This is a genomic window from Rhodoblastus sphagnicola, assembly GCF_002937075.1.
GTDB classification, from domain to species: Bacteria; Pseudomonadota; Alphaproteobacteria; order Rhizobiales; family Beijerinckiaceae; genus Rhodoblastus; species Rhodoblastus sphagnicola.
Map to the genome: position 1 here is coordinate 39,243 of NZ_NHSJ01000057.1, position 16,459 is coordinate 55,701.

Sequence of the window (16,459 nt, forward strand, 5' to 3'; positions counted from 1 at the left end):
CGTCTCCTTAGCCGGCCAACCGGTCCTTGGAATGGGGCGACAGGCGCTTGCGGAAGGCTTCCGTCAGCGCCGGCAGCAAGCGGATCGCGTCGGTGACGATGCCGAGATGGGCGAAGTCGAAGATTGGCGCGTTCTTGTCGGTGTTGATGGCCACGATCAGGTCGGCGCCCTCGACGCCAACGCGATGCTGGATCGCGCCGGAAATGCCGGCGGCGATGTAGATTTTCGGACGGATGGTCTTGCCGGTCTGGCCGATCTGGCGGTCGGAGCTGATCCAGCCCTTCTGCACCAGCGGGCGCGAGCAGCCATATTCCGCGCCGAGCACCGAGGCGAGGTTCTTCACCAGTTGGAAATTTTCCGGGCTTTGCAGGCCCATGCCGCCGGCCACCACCACATCGGCGAAGGCGAGGTTGGTCTTGTTGGAATCGCGGTCGGGGATGAACGACAGGATTTTCGTGATGATGTCGTCTTCGCGCAGGTCCACCGCGAAGGGCACGATGCGGCCTTCGCGGCCCTCCTGGCGCTCCGGCATGGCCATGGCGCGCGGACGCGCCGTGGCCATTTGCGGGCGAAAGTTCAGCGTGTAGATGGTGCAGAGCAGCGAGCCGCCGAAGGTCGGGCGCGTCGCGGCCAGCGACTTGTCGTCGTCCACGTTCAATTCGGTGCAATCGGCGGTGAGGCCGGTGAGCAGCGTGGTGGCGACGGAGCCGGCGAGATCGCGGCCGAGCGTGGTGGCGCCGAGCAGCAGGATTTCCGGCTTGTGCGCCTCGACGACCGCGGTCAGCGCCTTGGAATAAGGCTCGTTGCGATAATCGGCGAGCACCGGGTTCTCGATGGTGTAGCAGAGGTCGGCGCCATAGGCGAACGACTCCTTGCAGGCGTGCGCGACATCGGCGCCGGGCGCGCCCAGCACCACGCCGGCCAGCTCCACGCCGAGCTTGTCGGCGAGTTTGCGGCCTTCGCCCAACAGTTCGAACGAGACGGGATGGACCACGCCGCGCTCCATTTCGATGAACACCCAGACGTGCTTGTGGTTGCGGAATTTTTCCGGCAACTCCTTCTTCATCGTCGCGCGGCTGCCGCCGGCGGGCGCCGCTTTGGGCGCTGGTTTCGGATCGCTCATGGTCAGCTCCTAAATCTTTGGCGGCTTCAGAAGCCGGAGGCGAGTTTGACGAGGTCGTCCTCGATCTTCGGGGATTTGGCGAAAATGGCGTTGATCAGCGCTTCGGCGGAGTCGCCGGGCGTGGCGCCGACTTCCACCAGAGCGGCCTTTTCCGCGCGGGGCGTGGGGGCGAACACCTTCTTCACCACGGTCGGCGAGCCGCGCAGGCCGCACATGGTGACGTCCTCGATGCCGGCGTCCTTGGCGCTCCAGGTGATGATTTCGGCGCGGGCCGCGCGCAGGGCGTCGTCGATGCGGCCGCGCCGCACCACATTGGAGCCTTCCAGCATGGTGATCATGGCCGGCAGGCTGGTCTTCAGCACCTGCACACCGCCTTCGGAGCGGCGCTCCAGCGTGACCGTGCGGTTCTCACCATCGACCTCGTTGATCCCAGAGACATAGGTGATCTGTTCGAGGTTGAGGCGCTTGGCGACGCCGGGGCCGACCTGAGCGGTGTCGCCGTCGATGGTCTGCTTGCCGCAGAACACGATGTCGGGTTTGCTGAAGGTTTCGCCGATTTTCTTCAGCGCGGCGGACAGGGCGAAGGAGGTGGCGAGCGTGTCGGAGCCGGCGAAGAAGCGGTCGGTCAGCAGCACGGCGCGGTCGGCGCCGATGGTCAGCGCCTTGCGCAGCGAGTCCGAGGCCATGGGCGGGCCCATGGTCAGCACGGTGACTTCGCCGCCGACCTTGTCGCGCCAGCGCAGCGCTTCTTCCAGCGAGAACAGGTCGTAGGGGTTGATGATCGTCGGCACGCCCTGCCGCATGATCGTGTTGGTGACCGGATGGACGCGGATCTGCGCCGAGTCCGGGACCTGTTTGATACAGACGACAAAATGCATATTCGCCTCCGGCGGATCGGCCCGCTTTGTTGGGGACCAAGCTTCGCGCAATCGTTCGGGGGCCGCGTCGCAAGCTCCGTACCAGTCGGGGGAAATTTCTGAATGGGCTGGGAATCCGGGGAAAAGGCGGGGCCGGGCGCAACAGGCGCGCGAGAGAGGCAACCAAGCTGTCACACTTGCGACAGGCTTGTTGGATGAAAGCGTTGCGCGCGTCGGACGTGTCGCCCGCCGTCATGGCCGTTCTCGCCACGGCCATGATGCGCCCCTGGGGGGCTTTGCGATAGGCGCGCCGGCGCGGGCGATGGGCGTGCAGCGCAAGCGCGTCAATGAACTGTGCGACAGCTGGCGTCAGTTCGTCGTCTCGTCGCGCCGCTCGCGCGCGCGGCGCGCCACTTCCTCATCCGGGTCGTTGACCAGCCGGAGCGCCACCTCGCGCGGGGCGCGGTCGGCGACCACGAAGCGCAGCCGCAGGTCGGGATCTTCCACCAGCATGGCCAGGGCTTCCGGCGCGCAGCGTTCGGCGGCGGCGCGGCGCACCAAGGCGTCGTCGTCCTTCAACAGGACATAAAGCCGGTTGACCGGGACGCGCGCGGCGACCGCGCGGCGCACGTTGGGCGCGGGATCGTCGAGCATCATCGGCAGCAGCGCCGGATCGAGCCGGCGCGCCACCGCGAAGCGGACCTGATCGTCGTCGTCGCCCGCCATCGCGACGAGGTCGGCGCCTTCCAGCCGCAGCGCGCAGGCTTGCCGCACGGCGCTGCTCTTGTCGTTGCGCATGTCGCGCACGCGGGGCAGGGGGAGTTTCAGCGCCGCCACGGCGCGGACCTCGGCCTCCGGATCCTTCATCAGCCGGGTGAGTTGAAAGGGATTGGCGTATTTGGCCGCCAAGGCCCGCACCTCGAAATAGAGGTGGTCGAGATAGTCGCCGGCATATTCGGGATTGCTGGAGAAGAAACTGTCGATGCGCCGCGCGCGCTTGTCGCGCACGCAGATGCGCCCGAGCACGCAACGCCCGCCTTCCCGCAATTTCTGATGCAGGCAATCCTGACAAGAAAAGGTGCGGCCGGTCCAATCTTCGGCCGCTTCGTTTTCATCGGACAAAGTCATTCCACGCCTCATTTGCGTGAAAACTCAAGCAAGGCTTGCGCCAAAACGGGGAACGCGCCAATTCCCTCTCCCTGCTCGCGCGGGAAGAGGGAAAACGCACCGTTGCGTACAAATGGCGGACGCCGCGTACGTTCAGAACTTCTTGATGTCGATGTTCTGCTTGCGCAGGGCGTAGCCGATCTGGCGGGGGGTGAGGCCGAGCAGGCGGGCCGCCTTGGCCTGGACCCAGCCGGTCTTCTCCAGCGCCTCGATCAGCCGCTCGCGCTCGCTCTTGCCGGGGTGGACCACCGGGCAATGATCGGGCGAGGGGCAGTCGATCGGCAGGCCGCGCTCCAGCGCGTCCGCCGCATGTTCGGCGCAGGGCGAGAGGGCCGGCTCAAGCGGCGGCTCCGGAACATAGGCCTCCGGCGCCGGAGGACGCGGCGGCGCGGGCGCGTAAGGCTCGGGCGCCGCCTTGTAGGGCTCGGGCGTCGGTCTGGCGGTGATCGGCGGCATGCCCGGTTGCGGCGTCGGCTGGTTGTGCAGCCCGGTCAGCGCGTTATGCCCCTTCCACAGCGTCGCGGAGAGGCAACAGCCCTGGGCGCAGGCGAGATCGGCCTCGACGATTTCCGCTCCGCCCGCCAAGGTCGCGGTTCGCCGCACGCAATTTTCCAGCTCGCGCACATTGCCGGGGAAGGCGCAATGCGACAGCCGCTCCAGCGCGGGCGGCGCAAAGCTCTTGTCCAGGCCGTTTTCGCGGCTGAAGGCGTCCAAGAACCTTTTCGCCAGCAGTTTGATGTCGCCCGGACGCTCGCGCAGCGGCGGGATCAGCAGCGTGACCACATTGATGCGGTAATAAAGGTCGGCGCGGAAATCGCCGCGCGCCACCGCTTCTTCGAGATTGCGGTTGGTGGCGCAGACAATGCGCACATCGACTTTCAGCGTTTTGGCTCCGCCGACGCGCTCGAACTCGCCCTCCTGCAACACGCGTAAAAGTTTGGCCTGGAACGAGGCGGAGATTTCGCCGATCTCGTCCAGGAACAAGGTGCCGCCGTCGGCGAGTTCGAAACGTCCGGCGCGCTGGCTGACGGCGCCGGTGAACGAGCCTTTCTCATGACCGAACAGTTCCGATTCGATCACGCTTTCCGGCAGCGCCGCGCAATTGACCTTGACGAAGGCGCATTTCGCGCGGGGCGAGTTTTCATGCACGGCGCGGGCGAACAATTCCTTGCCGGCGCCGGTTTCGCCGCGCAGCAGCACGGTGGCGTTGGAGCGCGCTGCGATTTCGATCTTTTGCAGCAGGGTTTTTATCCCCGGGCTTTCGCCGATGATGAAATCGAATTTTCCGCGCGGCGCGTTCGCCGGTTTTGACGCCCCGCCGACCTCGACCAGCGCCTTTTCCAGCCGGTGCTGCTCCTTGATCAGACGATCGCGGTCGCGGGCGATCAGCGCGTGCATGCGCATGGCCTGACCGATCAGATTGGCCACCATGGTGAGCAGGCGCACGTCGTCTTCCAGGCGGAAGTCGAGCTTGTTGTTCCATTCGCGATCGACGGTGAGCGTGCCCTTGGCGACGCCGTCCACCTTGATCGGCACGCCGAGAAAACTCACCTTGGTCATCGGCGGCAGCAGATGGCGATAGGCCGTGCCGGTGAAATACTGGTGGGTGGACACGTCCTCGATCACCATCGGCACGCCGGTGGCGACAATGTGGTCGATCACCTTTTGCGGCAGCAGGGTTTTTGCGCCGCCGCCCTTGGCCGAGGCGTCGGACGAGGCGGTGATCTCCGGCTCGCCGTCCTCGTCCAATGCGAGAATGAAGCCGCGCCGCATCTGCATGAACGAGGCGAGGACGGCGATGACGGCGCCCAGCGTGCGATCGAGCGATTGCGCGCCGGTGAGGATTTTGGAGATTTCATAGACGCCGGCGAGAGCGACATCCTTGTAGGCAGGCTCGAAGACAACTTTTTCAGCTGAACCCATGGTTCGGCTCCCGATGACAGGCTGGAACGCGGTCGGTGAACCCCGGTTCACCGACCAGGCTCCAGCTCATTGGTGTTGCACATATTCTGTTCCGAAAACCGCGCACAATTTATCGGGAATATGCGCCAGGCCCATATCACCGTCTTCTGGTTGAAGGTTACGCCGGGCGCATGGACGGAAGGCGTCACATCCACGGCCTTGCAAGGTTTCCCGAAGGTTTCCCAGGGGCGTCTGACATGCGACAAAGATAGCCTCGGGCGCCGACGCTGGAAACGCCAAAAAACAGGCGCCACGCCCCGTCCACGCCTAAAATTGTCGCATAATGAACAAAGGCGCTCAACAGGACTGCCGAAAATCCTGACAATCCGCGACAAAGGTCACCGCCACATCTTTGGGCGGGGCGGAATATGGCGATGACGTGACAAGAATGTCGGCCCCGGCCTCGGCATAGGCGCGGGCATTGTCGCGTTTGACGCCGCCGGCGGCGGCCAGCAGCGGTCGGTTGGGCAGATCGCGCAGCGCCTCCGCCAAGCGCGAAATGTCCGCGAGAGAAAATTTCTCCGCCTGAATCAGATCGAAGCCGGCGCGGGCGGCGGCCAGCGCCTCGTCGAGATTTTTCGCCTCCAGCGCCAGTTTCTTCTCCGGCGCCCGCCGGCGCAGCCTTGTCGCGACCTCTACCAAGGTCACGCCGGGCAGGAAAGCGAGATGTTCGGGAAACACCAGTATGGTTTCCGACAGGCCGAGCCGATGCATCGCCGCGCCGCCGGCCTCCACCGCCGCAATGGCGAATTTCTTGGTCCCAGGCGTGTTCTTGCGCGTGCAGGCGACACAGATGTCGGGCGCCGCCGCGCGCGCCTCTTCGACAATGTCGCGCGCCGCGCTGGCGACGCCGGCCCAGATCTCGATCAGGGTCTGCGCCACCTTCCAGCCGCGCAACAAGGCCGGGGCGGGGCCTTGCGCGGACAGGATCTCCGCGCCCGCCGCGAGCGGGTCGCCGCTTCGGGCGGAAAGCGTCACCCGCGCGCCGGCGATTTCGAGGAGGCGCGCCGAGGCTTCGACCAATGCGGCCACCATCGGCCCCCTCGCGCGAAAATCCATGCGGCCGCTGGCGCCGGCCAGCCCGAGTTGATCGGTGGTGAGGTCGCCATGGGGGACATCGTCCGCCAGCAGGCGTTCAAGATCGGAGTCGAAGAAGGATACCATCACACTCGTCGGGGCTATTTGGGCGCGCGGCGTTTCGCCGCGCCCTTTATAGCCGTGAGCGCGGCTTTGGCGAGGATTTTCGCATGGGGGTCGAGGCCGCGCGCCGCCGTTTTTCCCTTGGCGATCTCCGCCAGAGGCGACCCTTCAGGCAGCGCCAGACCGTCGCGGACAAGGCCGACGAGCACGCCGTCCAGGCGCGCGCGCACCGAAAACTCGCCGATGCGCCCGAGCAGATCGCCGCTGGTCACGGTTGCGCCGATGTCCAGCGCCGTGTGCCAGACGCCGCGCCCCGGCGCGACCGCGAAGGCGGGATCGTCGGGGGCGTCGCCGCTCTCGCAGGGCTGCCTGACGTTGCAATGATTGAGCGCGGCGCAATAGGCCGGGGCGGCCTCGAAGGTGAGATCGCAGTTTTCGCCGACGATGAAATGCCCGCCCAGCCCGACGGACAGGCCGACATAGCGGCGGTAGTCGGGCGTGGCGGAAGTGGGTTTGAGCCGCGCGTCGATCAGCACCTGGATGCGGCGCAACGCCAAGAGATCGCTCAAGTGCAGCGGCGTCACCGCGACGCAGGCGGGTTCGGCGGCGATTTCGGCGAGATGAACGGCGTCCTCGGCGCGGCGCGCGCTGACCCCCTCCAGTTCGCAAGGGTCGTCGTAAAGGGCGTCGTCGAAGGCCATGCCCCGGCGCAGCACCGGAGGACAGGGCTCGTGGCTGAGGATGACGTGGTAGCCGGACTTGCGCAATTTCACGGCCAGCGCCGAGGCGATTTCATTGGTTCCCAGGATCACCGCCACATCGGCGTCATTGGCTGAAACAAAATATGGAAAGGAAGTCGCGTTCATGGCCGCCCCCTCAAAACCCCACCCGCAACGCTTTTGCTTCTTGTCCGGGTTGTCGTTGGCATGCATGGACCGCGCCATGCGCCAAAACCGTGTCCCGCCCGGATAATCGGCCAAATGCGTCGGGTTCGTCTCGCGAAATGTCGCAATTTTTCCGATCCGGCCGCTGGCGTGCGACTATCCTGTTTTCGACACCTTTTGCTGAAATACACATCTCGCCAAAACCAAAACGCGCTAAAGCAATGACAGTGAAGCCGCGACGGAGCGCGCGTGCATGAAGGAACCGGGTTGGGAAAACGCCGAGCTTGCGCGGCGCGCCGCTGAAGCTCAATGCCGTCAAGGTTTTGAAGCCTTTCCGGCCCATGTCGCCGTTCTCGACGAAAACGGCGCGATCATGCTGGTCAATCGCGCCTGGACCGCGTTCGCCGCCGCGAACGGGGCGGGCGTCCGCGGCCTGGCGGTCGGCGCCAATTATCTCGACGTCTGCCGCGTCGCGTCGCGCGACGACCGGACCGCCCGGGAGGCGCTGGAGGGCCTGGAGGCCGTGCTTGCCGGCGCGCGCCCGCGTTTCGAGATGGAATATCCCTGCGATTCCCCGACCGAGCGGCGCTGGTTCCTGATGAACGTCGATGCGCTCGACCCAAAGCTCCCTGTCGGGGCCATTGTGTCGCACCAGGATATTTCCGGGCGAAAACAGGCGGAGCTGGCGCTGGGCGCGAGCGAGCGGCGCTACCGCGCCGTTTTCGACGGCGCGGCCGTGGGCATGGCGGAAATCGCCGGCGACGGCCATTGGCTGCGCGCCAACGCGGCCATGCTGCGCATCGCCGGCCGCTCGGCCGAGGATTTGCTGTCGAAGACGATGCGCGACATCACCCATGAAGACGACATCGACGCCGACGCGGCCTATCTCGAAATCTTGCAGGCCGGCGGCGCTGATTGCCGCACGATGGAGAAGCGGTTGATTCGGCCCGACGGTTCGTTGGTGTGGACGGAAACGGCGCTCTCCCGCCTGAGCGGCGAAGACGGGTCGGCCGTCGGCTTCATCGCCGTGGTCAGCGACATTTCCGAGCGCAAGCGCGCGGAAGAGCGGCAGGCGACCCTGATGCGCGAACTGGCGCATCGCGGCAAGAACCTGCTGGCGGTGGTCCAGTCCGTCGCCCAGCGCAGCCTCGCCGACGACGGGCGCTCGCTGCCCGAGGCGCGCGCGGCGTTCCTGGGGCGGCTCCAGGCGCTGGCCGCCACCTATGGCGCCTTGACCGTCAGCACGAAATTCGGCCCCTCGACCTCCGCGCGCGCGGAAGGGGGGGTGCGCGTCACCTGGGAGATCAGGGAGACGGACGCGGGCGCCCGGCTCGTGTTCGACTGGCGCGAACGGGGCGGGCCTGTCTGCGCTCCGCCTGGCCGCACGGGGTTTGGCGCCACCATCCTGTCGCGGATCGCGGCGGCCGAATTCGACTGTTTGCCCGAATTGACCTATGCCCCCGAGGGGTTCCACTACCGCTTCGAGGCGGCCTGCGACCGCATCGGCATGGTCGCGCCGATTTCGCCGGTCCGGCGCGCGCTCAAGAGCGAGATCATCCGTTCGTTTTTCGATCAATGGGCGCGGTTGCGCGGCCCCCACGGGGAATTGCCGCAACTCGCCCATTTCGACTGGGGCAAGTTCGCCGCGACCGGCGCGCTGACCCTTGCCTCGATCTTGCCCGATGGCGAGCCGCGCTTCGCGGCCATCGGCCGCGTCGCGGCCTGCGAGCCGGAGGACGAGGATCTGGCCCGAGCCTGCCGCCTCTGCGCCGAGAGAGCCGAACCGCGCCACGATTTCTCGCGCGTTCAGCCCGGCGACGGCGATCCGCTCGGCGTCGAGCGGTTGCTGCTACCCTTCAGCGCGATTGGCGGCAAGACGACGCATGTCGTCGGCCTCTGCCTCGATGAGGCGCGCTGGCGGCTTTCGGGCCTCGCCAAAAGTGGCTGAGCCCCCGCCTCCGCGCCCGCAAGGTCAACGCATTCTCCTGGTCGAGGACGAGGCGCTGATCGCGCTTGACGCGGAGGACGCCCTGCTGGCGGCGGGTTTTGTGGTGGTCGGGCCGGCGCACCAGCTTGCAGGCGCGTTGAAATTGGCCGAAAGCGCCGAGTTCGACGCGGCCGTGCTCGACATCAGTCTCGCTGGCGTCATGGTCTGGCCGGTCGCGGATATCTTGCTGGCGCGTAAAATTCCGTTCGTGCTGCTGACCGGGTTCGGCCGGGGCCTCGATCTGCCTCCGGCGTGCCGGCGCGCGCCCCTGCTCGCCAAGCCGGTCAAGCCGGATGAACTGAAGGCGGCGGTGAAAATCCTGCTGGCGCGGTAGGCCTTTTTCGTTGTCAGGCTTTGTTGGTTTCCTGGACGGCGACGAAACCTTCGAAACGCGGCGGTCCCAGATACAGCCCCTGCGTCTTCGGCGCGCCGGCATGGGCGCGGCGGAACGCCTCGGATTTGGTCCAGGCCTCGAACGCTTGTTCGCTTTCCCAGATCGTGTGCGACACGAAGGTGGTCGCCTCGTTGTCGCTGGCGCCGCGCAACAGGTGGAAGACGACGAAGCCCGGCATGGCCGGCAGGTCGCTCTGGCGGTTGCGCCAGATGTCCTCGAAATCGGCCTCGCGGCCGAGCGCGACGCGGAAACGGTTCATGGCGATAAAGGTCATGGGGGTTTCTCCAGGCGCATTCAAACGATTAGCGGCGGGCCAGCGAACGCAGGAAGCCGCTCGCCTCATCGCTCAGATCCTGCTCGATGGCGGGGGCCATTTTCAGCAGCACGGCGGCGACGAACGGCTCGTCGTTGCGGGGCTCGGCCAGAACCTCGCGCAAGACCGGAACATTGTCCTCGATATGGGCGAGAAAGGCGACGCCTTTTTCCAGCGTTTCCTTCCAGCGGGCGCGGGTCCAGAGCGCGAGCGGATGGATGATTTCCTGGGCGAAATTGGAGCCGCGCGCCTTTTCGAGAAAGCGCAGGGCTGTCGCCCAGTTCTCCTTGGCGCGCAGCGGCGGCGGGGTCGGGACGGCGTCGAGCAGCTTTTGCGCGGCTTGGCCGACATGGTCTTCCAGGCTGACCGCCTCCGCGATCGGGCTGGTGAAACTCCAGAACGCGGGGGCGCCGGGAAAATCCTCGCCATATTTCGCGGCGAGGCCGTTTCGCGCCGTGGTGACGGCGGCGCGGTCGCTTTTCAGCGCGGCGGCCATGCAGAAGGCGAAAATGGCGTCGGTGGCGACGGCGCCGACGCCACCGCTCTTCAACTGCTGGGGGGTGAGAGCCGGGGTGACGCCGTCGGCGGGCGGCGTCGCTTCGCCCGCGCGCAGGGCCGAGATGAAGGCGGTGATTTCCAGCCAGGGCTCGAAATGGGCGAGAAAGACATTGGCGTCGGCGAACACCACGCCCATGTTGATCGCCTTCTTGCGCTTCACCAGTTCGGTTGTGTCGAGCATGTCGCTGTCCTCGGTTTGGCTTGAAGCGCGCGCGACCGCATTCGGGGCCTGTGCGGCAGGTCTCGTTCGCAGCCGTGCTTGAGCTGTGGCTGTCAGTCGCTGGTGATCATCACGCCGGGGCCTTCGTCTTCGAGATCGAGGCCGTCTTCTTCAAAAAGTTCGACGCCGGTGACGCAGACGTCGCCATCATCGACGACGATCTCAACGGTTTTGAGGCTCTTGCCCTGGCAGGGGCCGGAGAAACATTCGCCGCTGTCGAGATCGAATTGCGCGCCGTGGTGACGGCAGACCAGGAAATTGCCGGCCTCGTCCATGAAATCCTCGAGTCCGGCGTCGAGGCGCTTGCCCTGATGCGGGCAGGAATTTTCAAAACCGTAGAAATTCCGGCCTTTGCGCGTGATGACGATGAACCAGGGTTCGCCGACTTTGGCGCCATCCTTCTCGACCGCCTTTTGCAGGACGAAGCCCCGCGCGGAATGGTCTTCGATCTCGTGTGTGCTACAGATTGCGAAGAGTTCCATGTTTGCCCCCAGGGTCTAGCCCGTCGGTGTATCCCGCGCAGCAACCGGTTTGGCTGGCGCAAAAACATATAGCGGCCCCTCCCTTCTCCCCTTGCGGGAGAAGGGAGAAACCCCGAGATCGAGGCTCAGAGCATCCCGAGTTCCAGCTTGGCTTCGTCGGACATGTTGACCGGACTCCACGGCGGATCGAACACCAGTTGCATTTTCACGCCCTTGGCGCCCGGCGCCAGCAGCGCGGCTTTTTCAACCCGGCTGAGCAATTCGCCGGCGACCGGGCAACCCGGCGCGGTCAGCGTCATGTCGATCTCGATTCTCTCGGGATTGGCGACGTCGAGCCGGTAGATCAGGCCGAGATCATAGACATTGACGGGGATTTCCGGGTCGAACACGGTGCGTATGCCCGCGATGACATCGGCTTCGAGGTCGCCCGTCCATTCCGGCAGTTCGACCGGGTCGTCTCTGAAAACAGGCGCTTCGTTCATGCAAACAACTCCAGCACGCGGCGCAGGCCTTTTGCAAAAATCTCGACCTCTTCGTGCGTGTTGTAGAGCGCGAAGGAGGCGCGGGCGCTTGCGGTCAGCCCGAGCTTGGTCATCAGCGGCTGCGCGCAATGCGATCCCGCGCGCACCGCTATACCCGCGCGATCGAGAATGGTCGAGACATCCTGCGGATGCGCGCCCTCGACATCGAACGTCACCAGCGCGCCCTTGTTTGGCGCGCGGCCGAAGATGCGGATTTTGCCGATCTTGTCGATTTCCTCGGTGGCGTGGGCGAGCAGGGCGGCTTCATGCGCCGCCACCGCCTCGCGGTCGAGACCCATCATGAAATCGAGCGCGACGCCGAGGCCGATGGCTTCCACGATCGGCGGCGTGCCCGCCTCGAACCGATGCGGCGGCGCGGCATAGGTGATCTTGTCTTGAAAAACATCGGCGATCATTTCGCCGCCGCCCTGGTAGGGCTGCATTTGCGCCAGCAGGTCGTATTTGCCGTAGAGAAAGCCAATGCCGGTCGGGCCATAGAGCTTGTGGCCGGTGCAGACGTAGAAATCGACGCCCAGCGCTTGCACGTCCACGATTTCATGCACGGAGCCCTGACAGCCGTCGATCAGGACTTTCGCGCCGACCCCATGCGCCAGTTTCACGATCTCCGCCACCGGCGTCAGCGTGCCCAGCACATTGGACATGTGGGTGATCGCGACGATTTTGGTGCGTTCGGTGAGCAGAGCGGCGAAGGCTTCAAGATCGAACGAGCCGTCTTGCTTGATCGGCGCCCATTTCAGCACCGCGCCCTTGCGCTCGCGCAAAAAGTGCCAGGGCACGATGTTGGAATGGTGCTCCATTTCCGAGACGATGATTTCATCGCCTTCGCAGATTTCCGCGCCGAGGCCGGAGGCGACGAGGTTGATCGCCTCGGTGCCGCCCTTGGTGAAGACGATTTCGTCTGATTTGGCGGCGTTGACGAAGGCGCGGCAGGATTCTCGCGCCTGTTCGAACGCCATTGTGGCTTCGCCCGAGAGGAAATGCGCGCCGCGATGCACGTTGGAATAGATTTCCGTATAGCCGCGCATCAAGGCGTCGAGCACGATCTGCGGCTTTTGCGCCGAGGCGCCGTTGTCGAGATAGACCAACGGCTTGCCGTGGACGGTGCGCGACAGGATCGGGAACTGTTCGCGCAGCGCGCGGACATCGAAACGCGCGGTGTCTTTCAGGGCGAGATTACTCGACATGGGAGGCCTCGCCGGCATGGGTGGACAGCCAGTTGTGGACGCTGAGAGACACGGATTCGCGTAAAACCTCGTTGTCGATCTTGTCCAGCGCCTCGCCGAAGAAGGCTTCGATCAGCAGGGCGCGGGCCTGCGCTTCGGGAATGCCACGCGCGCGCAGGAAGAACAGCGCGTTGGCGTCGAGTTCGCCGGCGGTGGCGCCGTGGCTGCACTTCACGTCGTCGGCGAAGATTTCCAGTTCCGGCTTGGTGACGATTTCCGCCTTGTGCGACAGCAGCAAAGCGCGGCTGAGTTGGCGGGCGTCGGTTTTCTGCGCGGCTTGCGCGACCTTGACGCAGCCCTGATAGACGCCGCGCGCCGAACCGGCCAGCACCGCGCGAAACACCTGATTTGACGTTGCGTTGGGCGCGGCGTGCTCCATCACCGTGGTATTGTCGGCATGGCGGCTGTCGGCGACCATGGTGGCGCCGTCGAGTTCGGCGTGCGCCCCTTCGCCGGCGAGTTTTATCAGCGCCTCGTGGCGGGCGAAATGCGCGCCTTGCGTGAAGTAGAAGGCGTGATAAGTCGCTTGTTCCGCGATTTCGCCGAGGGTGACGGCGGCCTGACGCGCGCCGGCGGCCAAACTTTCCTGCCGGATATGGGTGAGTCTTGAGCCCTTGGCGAGGCTGAATTCGGTGACGATGGTGGCGAAGCTGGGCGCGCCGTCGTGGGTTTCGTAGATCGTCGCCTCCGCGCCTTCTTCAAGCTCGATCAACAGGCGCAGATGGCGGCCATCCGACGCGGCGCCGGTCCAGAGGAAGCGCAGGTGCAGCGGCAGGTCGAGTTTCTTGCCGGCCGGCACGCGCAGAGCAAGACCCTCTTCCAGCAGCGCCGTGTTGAGGTTGACGATGGGGTGGCCGGCCTGCGGATAGACCTTGCCGATGATGGACGCCAGCGGCGAATTCTTCTCGCCCAGCGCCGTGCGCAGATTGACCGCGCCGACCTTGCCGTAGCTCGAAGCCTTGTCGTCCAGCGCGCCATTGACGAAGGCGGCGAGCGCCGCCCCCGGCAATTCCGGCGCGCTGACCGGGGTCGCGTCCGCCACCCTGTCTTCACGCAGGGCGCGGGCGAGGTCGGAATAGCGCCAGGCTTCGATGCGGCGGCTCGGCAGCCCTTCGCGTCGGAAAAGTTCCTGGGCCTGGCCCTGCAATTCGCCGAGCCAGGGCGCGATGGCGCCGCGCCTTTGCTCCATCGTGGCGAGCAGGGTGTCGGAGAGCGATCCGGTCATGAAAACCCCTCAGAGCATTTTCCAGCGAAGTGGATGCCGGTTCGCGTGAAGAAAATGCGTTAAAACAAAAAGCTAGAGCCCAGATCCGACTCGATCGGATCGGGGTTCTAGGCCGCCTTGGCGATCACGGCGTCATAGCCGTTCTGTTCGAGTTGCACGGCGAGGCTCTTGTCGCCGGACATCACAATCTTGCCGCCGGCGAGAATGTGGATGACATCGGGCACGATATAGTCGAGCAGGCGCTGGTAATGGGTGATGACCAGGAACGAGCGGTCGGGCGAGCGCAGCTTGTTGACGCCCTCGGCGACCAGCTTCAGCGCGTCAATGTCGAGGCCGGAATCCATTTCGTCGAGGATCGCCAGTTTCGGCTTGAGCAGCGCCATTTGCAGCGTCTCGTTGCGCTTCTTCTCGCCGCCGGAAAAGCCGACATTGAGCGGGCGCTTGAGCATGTCCTCGGAAATGTTCAGCTCTTTCGCGGCGGCTCTGACCGCGCGTAAAAATTCGGCGGCGTTCAGTTCCTTTTCGCCGCGAATCTTGGCCTGCGAGTTCATCGCGGTTTTCAAGAAATTCATGGTGGAGACGCCGGGGATTTCCAGCGGGTACTGGAAGGCCAGGAAAATGCCGCGCGCCGCGCGCTCCTCCGGCGCCAGTCCGGTGACGTCCTCGCCGAAGAAGTCGATTTCGCCCTTGGTCACTTCATAGCCGGCGCGGCCCGCCAGCGTGTAGGAGGTGGTGCTTTTTCCGGCGCCGTTCGGCCCCATGATCGCATGCACTTCGCCCGGCGGCACCTTCAGGTTCAAGCCCTTGAGGATTTCCTTGCCGAAGACGTTGACATGTAAATCTTTGATTTCGAGCATTAACCGACGCTCCCTTCGAGGCTGAGTCCGACGAGTTTTTGCGCCTCGACGGCGAATTCCATGGGCAATTGTTGCAAGACTTCGCGGCAGAAACCGTTGACGATCAGCGACACCGCTTCCTCGGTCGGAATGCCGCGCGAAAGACAGTAGAACAGCTGATCATCCGAGATTTTCGAGGTGGTGGCCTCGTGCTCCAGGATCGCTTTGGGGTTTTTCGACTGGATGTAGGGCACCGTATGGGCGCCGCACTGGTCGCCGATCAGCAGCGAGTCGCATTGGGTGAAGTTGCGGGCGCCATCGGCGCGGGCGTTGATGCTGACAAGGCCGCGATAGGTGTTCTGCGCCTTGCCGGCGGAAATGCCCTTGGAAATGATGCGGCTCGACGTGTTCTTGCCGAGATGGATCATTTTGGTGCCGGTGTCGGCCTGCTGGTAATTGTTGGCGATGGCGATGGAATAGAATTCGCCCACCGAATTTTCGCCGCGCAGAATGCAGGACGGATATTTCCAGGTGATGGCCGAGCCGGTTTCGACCTGGGTCCACGACACTTTGGAGTTCTTCCCGCGGCAATCCGCGCGCTTGGTGACGAAATTGTAAATGCCGCCCTTGCCGTTCTCGTCGCCGGGGAACCAGTTTTGCACGGTCGAATATTTGATTTCGGCGTCGTCCAGCACCACCAGTTCGACCACCGCCGCGTGAAGCTGGTTTTCATCGCGTTGCGGGGCGGTACAGCCTTCGAGATAGGAGACGTAGGCGCCGGCGTCGGCGATGATCAGCGTGCGTTCGAATTGGCCGGAATTGGCGGCGTTGATGCGGAAATAGGTGGACAACTCCATCGGGCAGCGCACGCCCGGCGGGATATAGACGAACGAGCCTTCCGAAAACACCGCCGCATTGAGGGTGGCGTAGAAATTGTCGGTGTCCGGCACGACGGAGCCGAGATATTTCTTCACCAGTTCCGGGTGGGCGTGGACCGCTTCGGAGATCGGGCAGAAGATCACGCCGACCTTGGAAAGCTCCTCTTTGAAGGTGGTGACGACGGAGACCGAGTCGAACACGGCGTCCACGGCGACCCGGCGCTGCTCGACGCCGGCCAAAACTTCCTGTTCGTGCAGGGGAATGCCGAGCTTTTCGTAGATGCGCAGCATTTCGGGATCGACGTCTTCCAGCGTGTGCGGGCCGTCGGTCTTGCTCTTGGGCGCCGAATAGTAGAAGGCGTCCTGGAAGTCGATTTTGGGATAATGCAGCTTGGCCCAGGTCGGTTCCTCCATGGTCAACCAGCGCTTATAGGCCGACAGGCGGTAGTCGAGCATCCATTCCGGCTCGTTCTTCTTCGCCGAGATGAAACGAATGACGTCTTCGTTCAGGCCCTTGGGCGCGAATTCGGATTCGATGTCGGAGACGAAACCGTATTTATATTTTTGTTCGGTCAGTTCTTGCAGGGCAGCTGCTTCTTCGCTCATGTCCGAATCCCGACGGCGGTTTTAATTGATCTAGTCGTAGCCTAAAATGCAAGGGTGGCGCC

The 16,459-nt window shown here is 64.6% G+C and carries 16 protein-coding genes; 2 read left to right on the forward strand and 14 right to left on the reverse strand.

Annotated features, from left to right (window positions below):
* Positions 1–7: 7 nt before the first annotated feature.
* From CCR94_RS08880 to CCR94_RS08905, 6 genes are all read right to left on the reverse strand, one after another.
* Positions 8–1,123, reverse strand: a complete 1,116-nt coding sequence (locus tag CCR94_RS08880) for an electron transfer flavoprotein subunit alpha/FixB family protein (protein WP_104507513.1) — start codon at positions 1,121–1,123, stop codon at positions 8–10.
* Positions 1,124–1,149: 26 nt separating this feature from the next.
* Complete coding sequence (locus CCR94_RS08885; RefSeq protein ID WP_104507514.1) at positions 1,150–2,001, reverse strand: electron transfer flavoprotein subunit beta/FixA family protein; 852 nt, start codon at positions 1,999–2,001, stop codon at positions 1,150–1,152.
* Between the two features lie 348 nt (positions 2,002–2,349).
* Complete coding sequence (locus CCR94_RS08890; protein ID WP_104507515.1) at positions 2,350–3,108, reverse strand: 4Fe4S-binding leucine-rich repeat protein; 759 nt, start codon at positions 3,106–3,108, stop codon at positions 2,350–2,352.
* A 132-nt stretch (positions 3,109–3,240) separates the two neighbouring features.
* On the reverse strand, positions 3,241–5,070 hold the full coding sequence (nifA, locus tag CCR94_RS08895; RefSeq protein ID WP_104507516.1) for a nif-specific transcriptional activator NifA: 1,830 nt from the start codon (positions 5,068–5,070) through the stop codon (positions 3,241–3,243).
* A gap of 336 nt (positions 5,071–5,406) precedes the next feature.
* Positions 5,407–6,273, reverse strand: a complete 867-nt coding sequence (gene modD / locus CCR94_RS08900) for a ModD protein (protein ID WP_104507517.1) — start codon at positions 6,271–6,273, stop codon at positions 5,407–5,409.
* A 14-nt stretch (positions 6,274–6,287) separates the two neighbouring features.
* Positions 6,288–7,115 carry a xanthine dehydrogenase gene (locus CCR94_RS08905; protein WP_146089925.1) on the reverse strand — a complete coding sequence of 276 codons (828 nt, stop codon included), beginning with the start codon at positions 7,113–7,115 and terminating at the stop codon, positions 6,288–6,290.
* 271 nt (positions 7,116–7,386) lie between these two features.
* On the opposite strand from CCR94_RS08905, the gene CCR94_RS08910 reads away from it, so the two are divergent.
* Positions 7,387–9,081, forward strand: coding sequence for a PAS domain S-box protein (locus CCR94_RS08910; protein WP_104507519.1), 1,695 nt, complete (start codon positions 7,387–7,389; stop codon positions 9,079–9,081).
* Entirely contained in the window at positions 9,074–9,454 is a 381-nt protein-coding gene (locus tag CCR94_RS08915) for a response regulator (RefSeq protein ID WP_104507626.1), read from the forward strand. The genes CCR94_RS08910 and CCR94_RS08915 overlap by 8 nt, the downstream gene beginning before the upstream one ends.
* Positions 9,455–9,467: 13 nt before the next feature.
* On the opposite strand, the gene hmuQ is transcribed toward CCR94_RS08915, so the two are convergent.
* From hmuQ to sufB, 8 genes are all read right to left on the reverse strand, one after another.
* The gene (gene hmuQ, locus CCR94_RS08920; protein WP_170068941.1) at positions 9,468–9,788 is read right to left on the reverse strand and encodes a heme-degrading protein HmuQ; all 321 of its coding nucleotides are present in this window, start codon (positions 9,786–9,788) and stop codon (positions 9,468–9,470) included.
* Positions 9,789–9,816: 28 nt separating this feature from the next.
* Positions 9,817–10,566: a hypothetical protein gene (locus tag CCR94_RS08925; protein WP_104507520.1), complete on the reverse strand. Its 750-nt coding sequence runs from the start codon at positions 10,564–10,566 to the stop codon at positions 9,817–9,819.
* A 92-nt stretch (positions 10,567–10,658) separates the two neighbouring features.
* Positions 10,659–11,087, reverse strand: a complete 429-nt coding sequence (locus CCR94_RS08930; protein ID WP_104507521.1) for a Rieske (2Fe-2S) protein — start codon at positions 11,085–11,087, stop codon at positions 10,659–10,661.
* 125 nt (positions 11,088–11,212) lie between these two features.
* Positions 11,213–11,569, reverse strand: a complete 357-nt coding sequence (locus CCR94_RS08935; protein ID WP_104507522.1) for an iron-sulfur cluster assembly protein — start codon at positions 11,567–11,569, stop codon at positions 11,213–11,215.
* The gene (locus CCR94_RS08940; RefSeq protein WP_104507523.1) at positions 11,566–12,813 is read right to left on the reverse strand and encodes a SufS family cysteine desulfurase; all 1,248 of its coding nucleotides are present in this window, start codon (positions 12,811–12,813) and stop codon (positions 11,566–11,568) included. Before CCR94_RS08940 ends, CCR94_RS08935 begins: the two co-directional genes overlap by 4 nt.
* The gene (sufD, locus tag CCR94_RS08945; protein ID WP_104507524.1) at positions 12,803–14,077 is read right to left on the reverse strand and encodes a Fe-S cluster assembly protein SufD; all 1,275 of its coding nucleotides are present in this window, start codon (positions 14,075–14,077) and stop codon (positions 12,803–12,805) included. The genes CCR94_RS08940 and sufD overlap by 11 nt, the downstream gene beginning before the upstream one ends.
* A 107-nt stretch (positions 14,078–14,184) precedes the next feature.
* Positions 14,185–14,934, reverse strand: a complete 750-nt coding sequence (gene sufC / locus CCR94_RS08950) for a Fe-S cluster assembly ATPase SufC (protein WP_104507525.1) — start codon at positions 14,932–14,934, stop codon at positions 14,185–14,187.
* Positions 14,934–16,397, reverse strand: coding sequence for a Fe-S cluster assembly protein SufB (gene sufB / locus CCR94_RS08955; RefSeq protein WP_104507526.1), 1,464 nt, complete (start codon positions 16,395–16,397; stop codon positions 14,934–14,936). Before sufB ends, sufC begins: the two co-directional genes overlap by 1 nt.
* Positions 16,398–16,459: the final 62 nt, after the last annotated feature.

Coding starts and splice junctions, on each gene's coding strand:
- CCR94_RS08880 (WP_104507513.1), bottom strand. CDS start 1,123: ATGAGCGATCCGAAACCAGCGCCCAAAGCGGCGCCCGCCGGCGGCAGC.
- CCR94_RS08885 (WP_104507514.1), bottom strand. CDS start 2,001: ATGCATTTTGTCGTCTGTATCAAACAGGTCCCGGACTCGGCGCAGATC.
- CCR94_RS08890 (WP_104507515.1), bottom strand. CDS start 3,108: ATGACTTTGTCCGATGAAAACGAAGCGGCCGAAGATTGGACCGGCCGC.
- nifA (WP_104507516.1), bottom strand. CDS start 5,070: ATGGGTTCAGCTGAAAAAGTTGTCTTCGAGCCTGCCTACAAGGATGTC.
- modD (WP_104507517.1), bottom strand. CDS start 6,273: ATGGTATCCTTCTTCGACTCCGATCTTGAACGCCTGCTGGCGGACGAT.
- CCR94_RS08905 (WP_146089925.1), bottom strand. CDS start 7,115: ATGAACGCGACTTCCTTTCCATATTTTGTTTCAGCCAATGACGCCGAT.
- CCR94_RS08910 (WP_104507519.1), top strand. CDS start 7,387: ATGAAGGAACCGGGTTGGGAAAACGCCGAGCTTGCGCGGCGCGCCGCT.
- hmuQ (WP_170068941.1), bottom strand. CDS start 9,788: ATGACCTTTATCGCCATGAACCGTTTCCGCGTCGCGCTCGGCCGCGAG.
- CCR94_RS08925 (WP_104507520.1), bottom strand. CDS start 10,566: ATGCTCGACACAACCGAACTGGTGAAGCGCAAGAAGGCGATCAACATG.
- CCR94_RS08930 (WP_104507521.1), bottom strand. CDS start 11,087: ATGGAACTCTTCGCAATCTGTAGCACACACGAGATCGAAGACCATTCC.
- CCR94_RS08935 (WP_104507522.1), bottom strand. CDS start 11,569: ATGAACGAAGCGCCTGTTTTCAGAGACGACCCGGTCGAACTGCCGGAA.
- CCR94_RS08940 (WP_104507523.1), bottom strand. CDS start 12,813: ATGTCGAGTAATCTCGCCCTGAAAGACACCGCGCGTTTCGATGTCCGC.
- sufD (WP_104507524.1), bottom strand. CDS start 14,077: ATGACCGGATCGCTCTCCGACACCCTGCTCGCCACGATGGAGCAAAGG.
- sufC (WP_104507525.1), bottom strand. CDS start 14,934: ATGCTCGAAATCAAAGATTTACATGTCAACGTCTTCGGCAAGGAAATC.
- sufB (WP_104507526.1), bottom strand. CDS start 16,397: ATGAGCGAAGAAGCAGCTGCCCTGCAAGAACTGACCGAACAAAAATAT.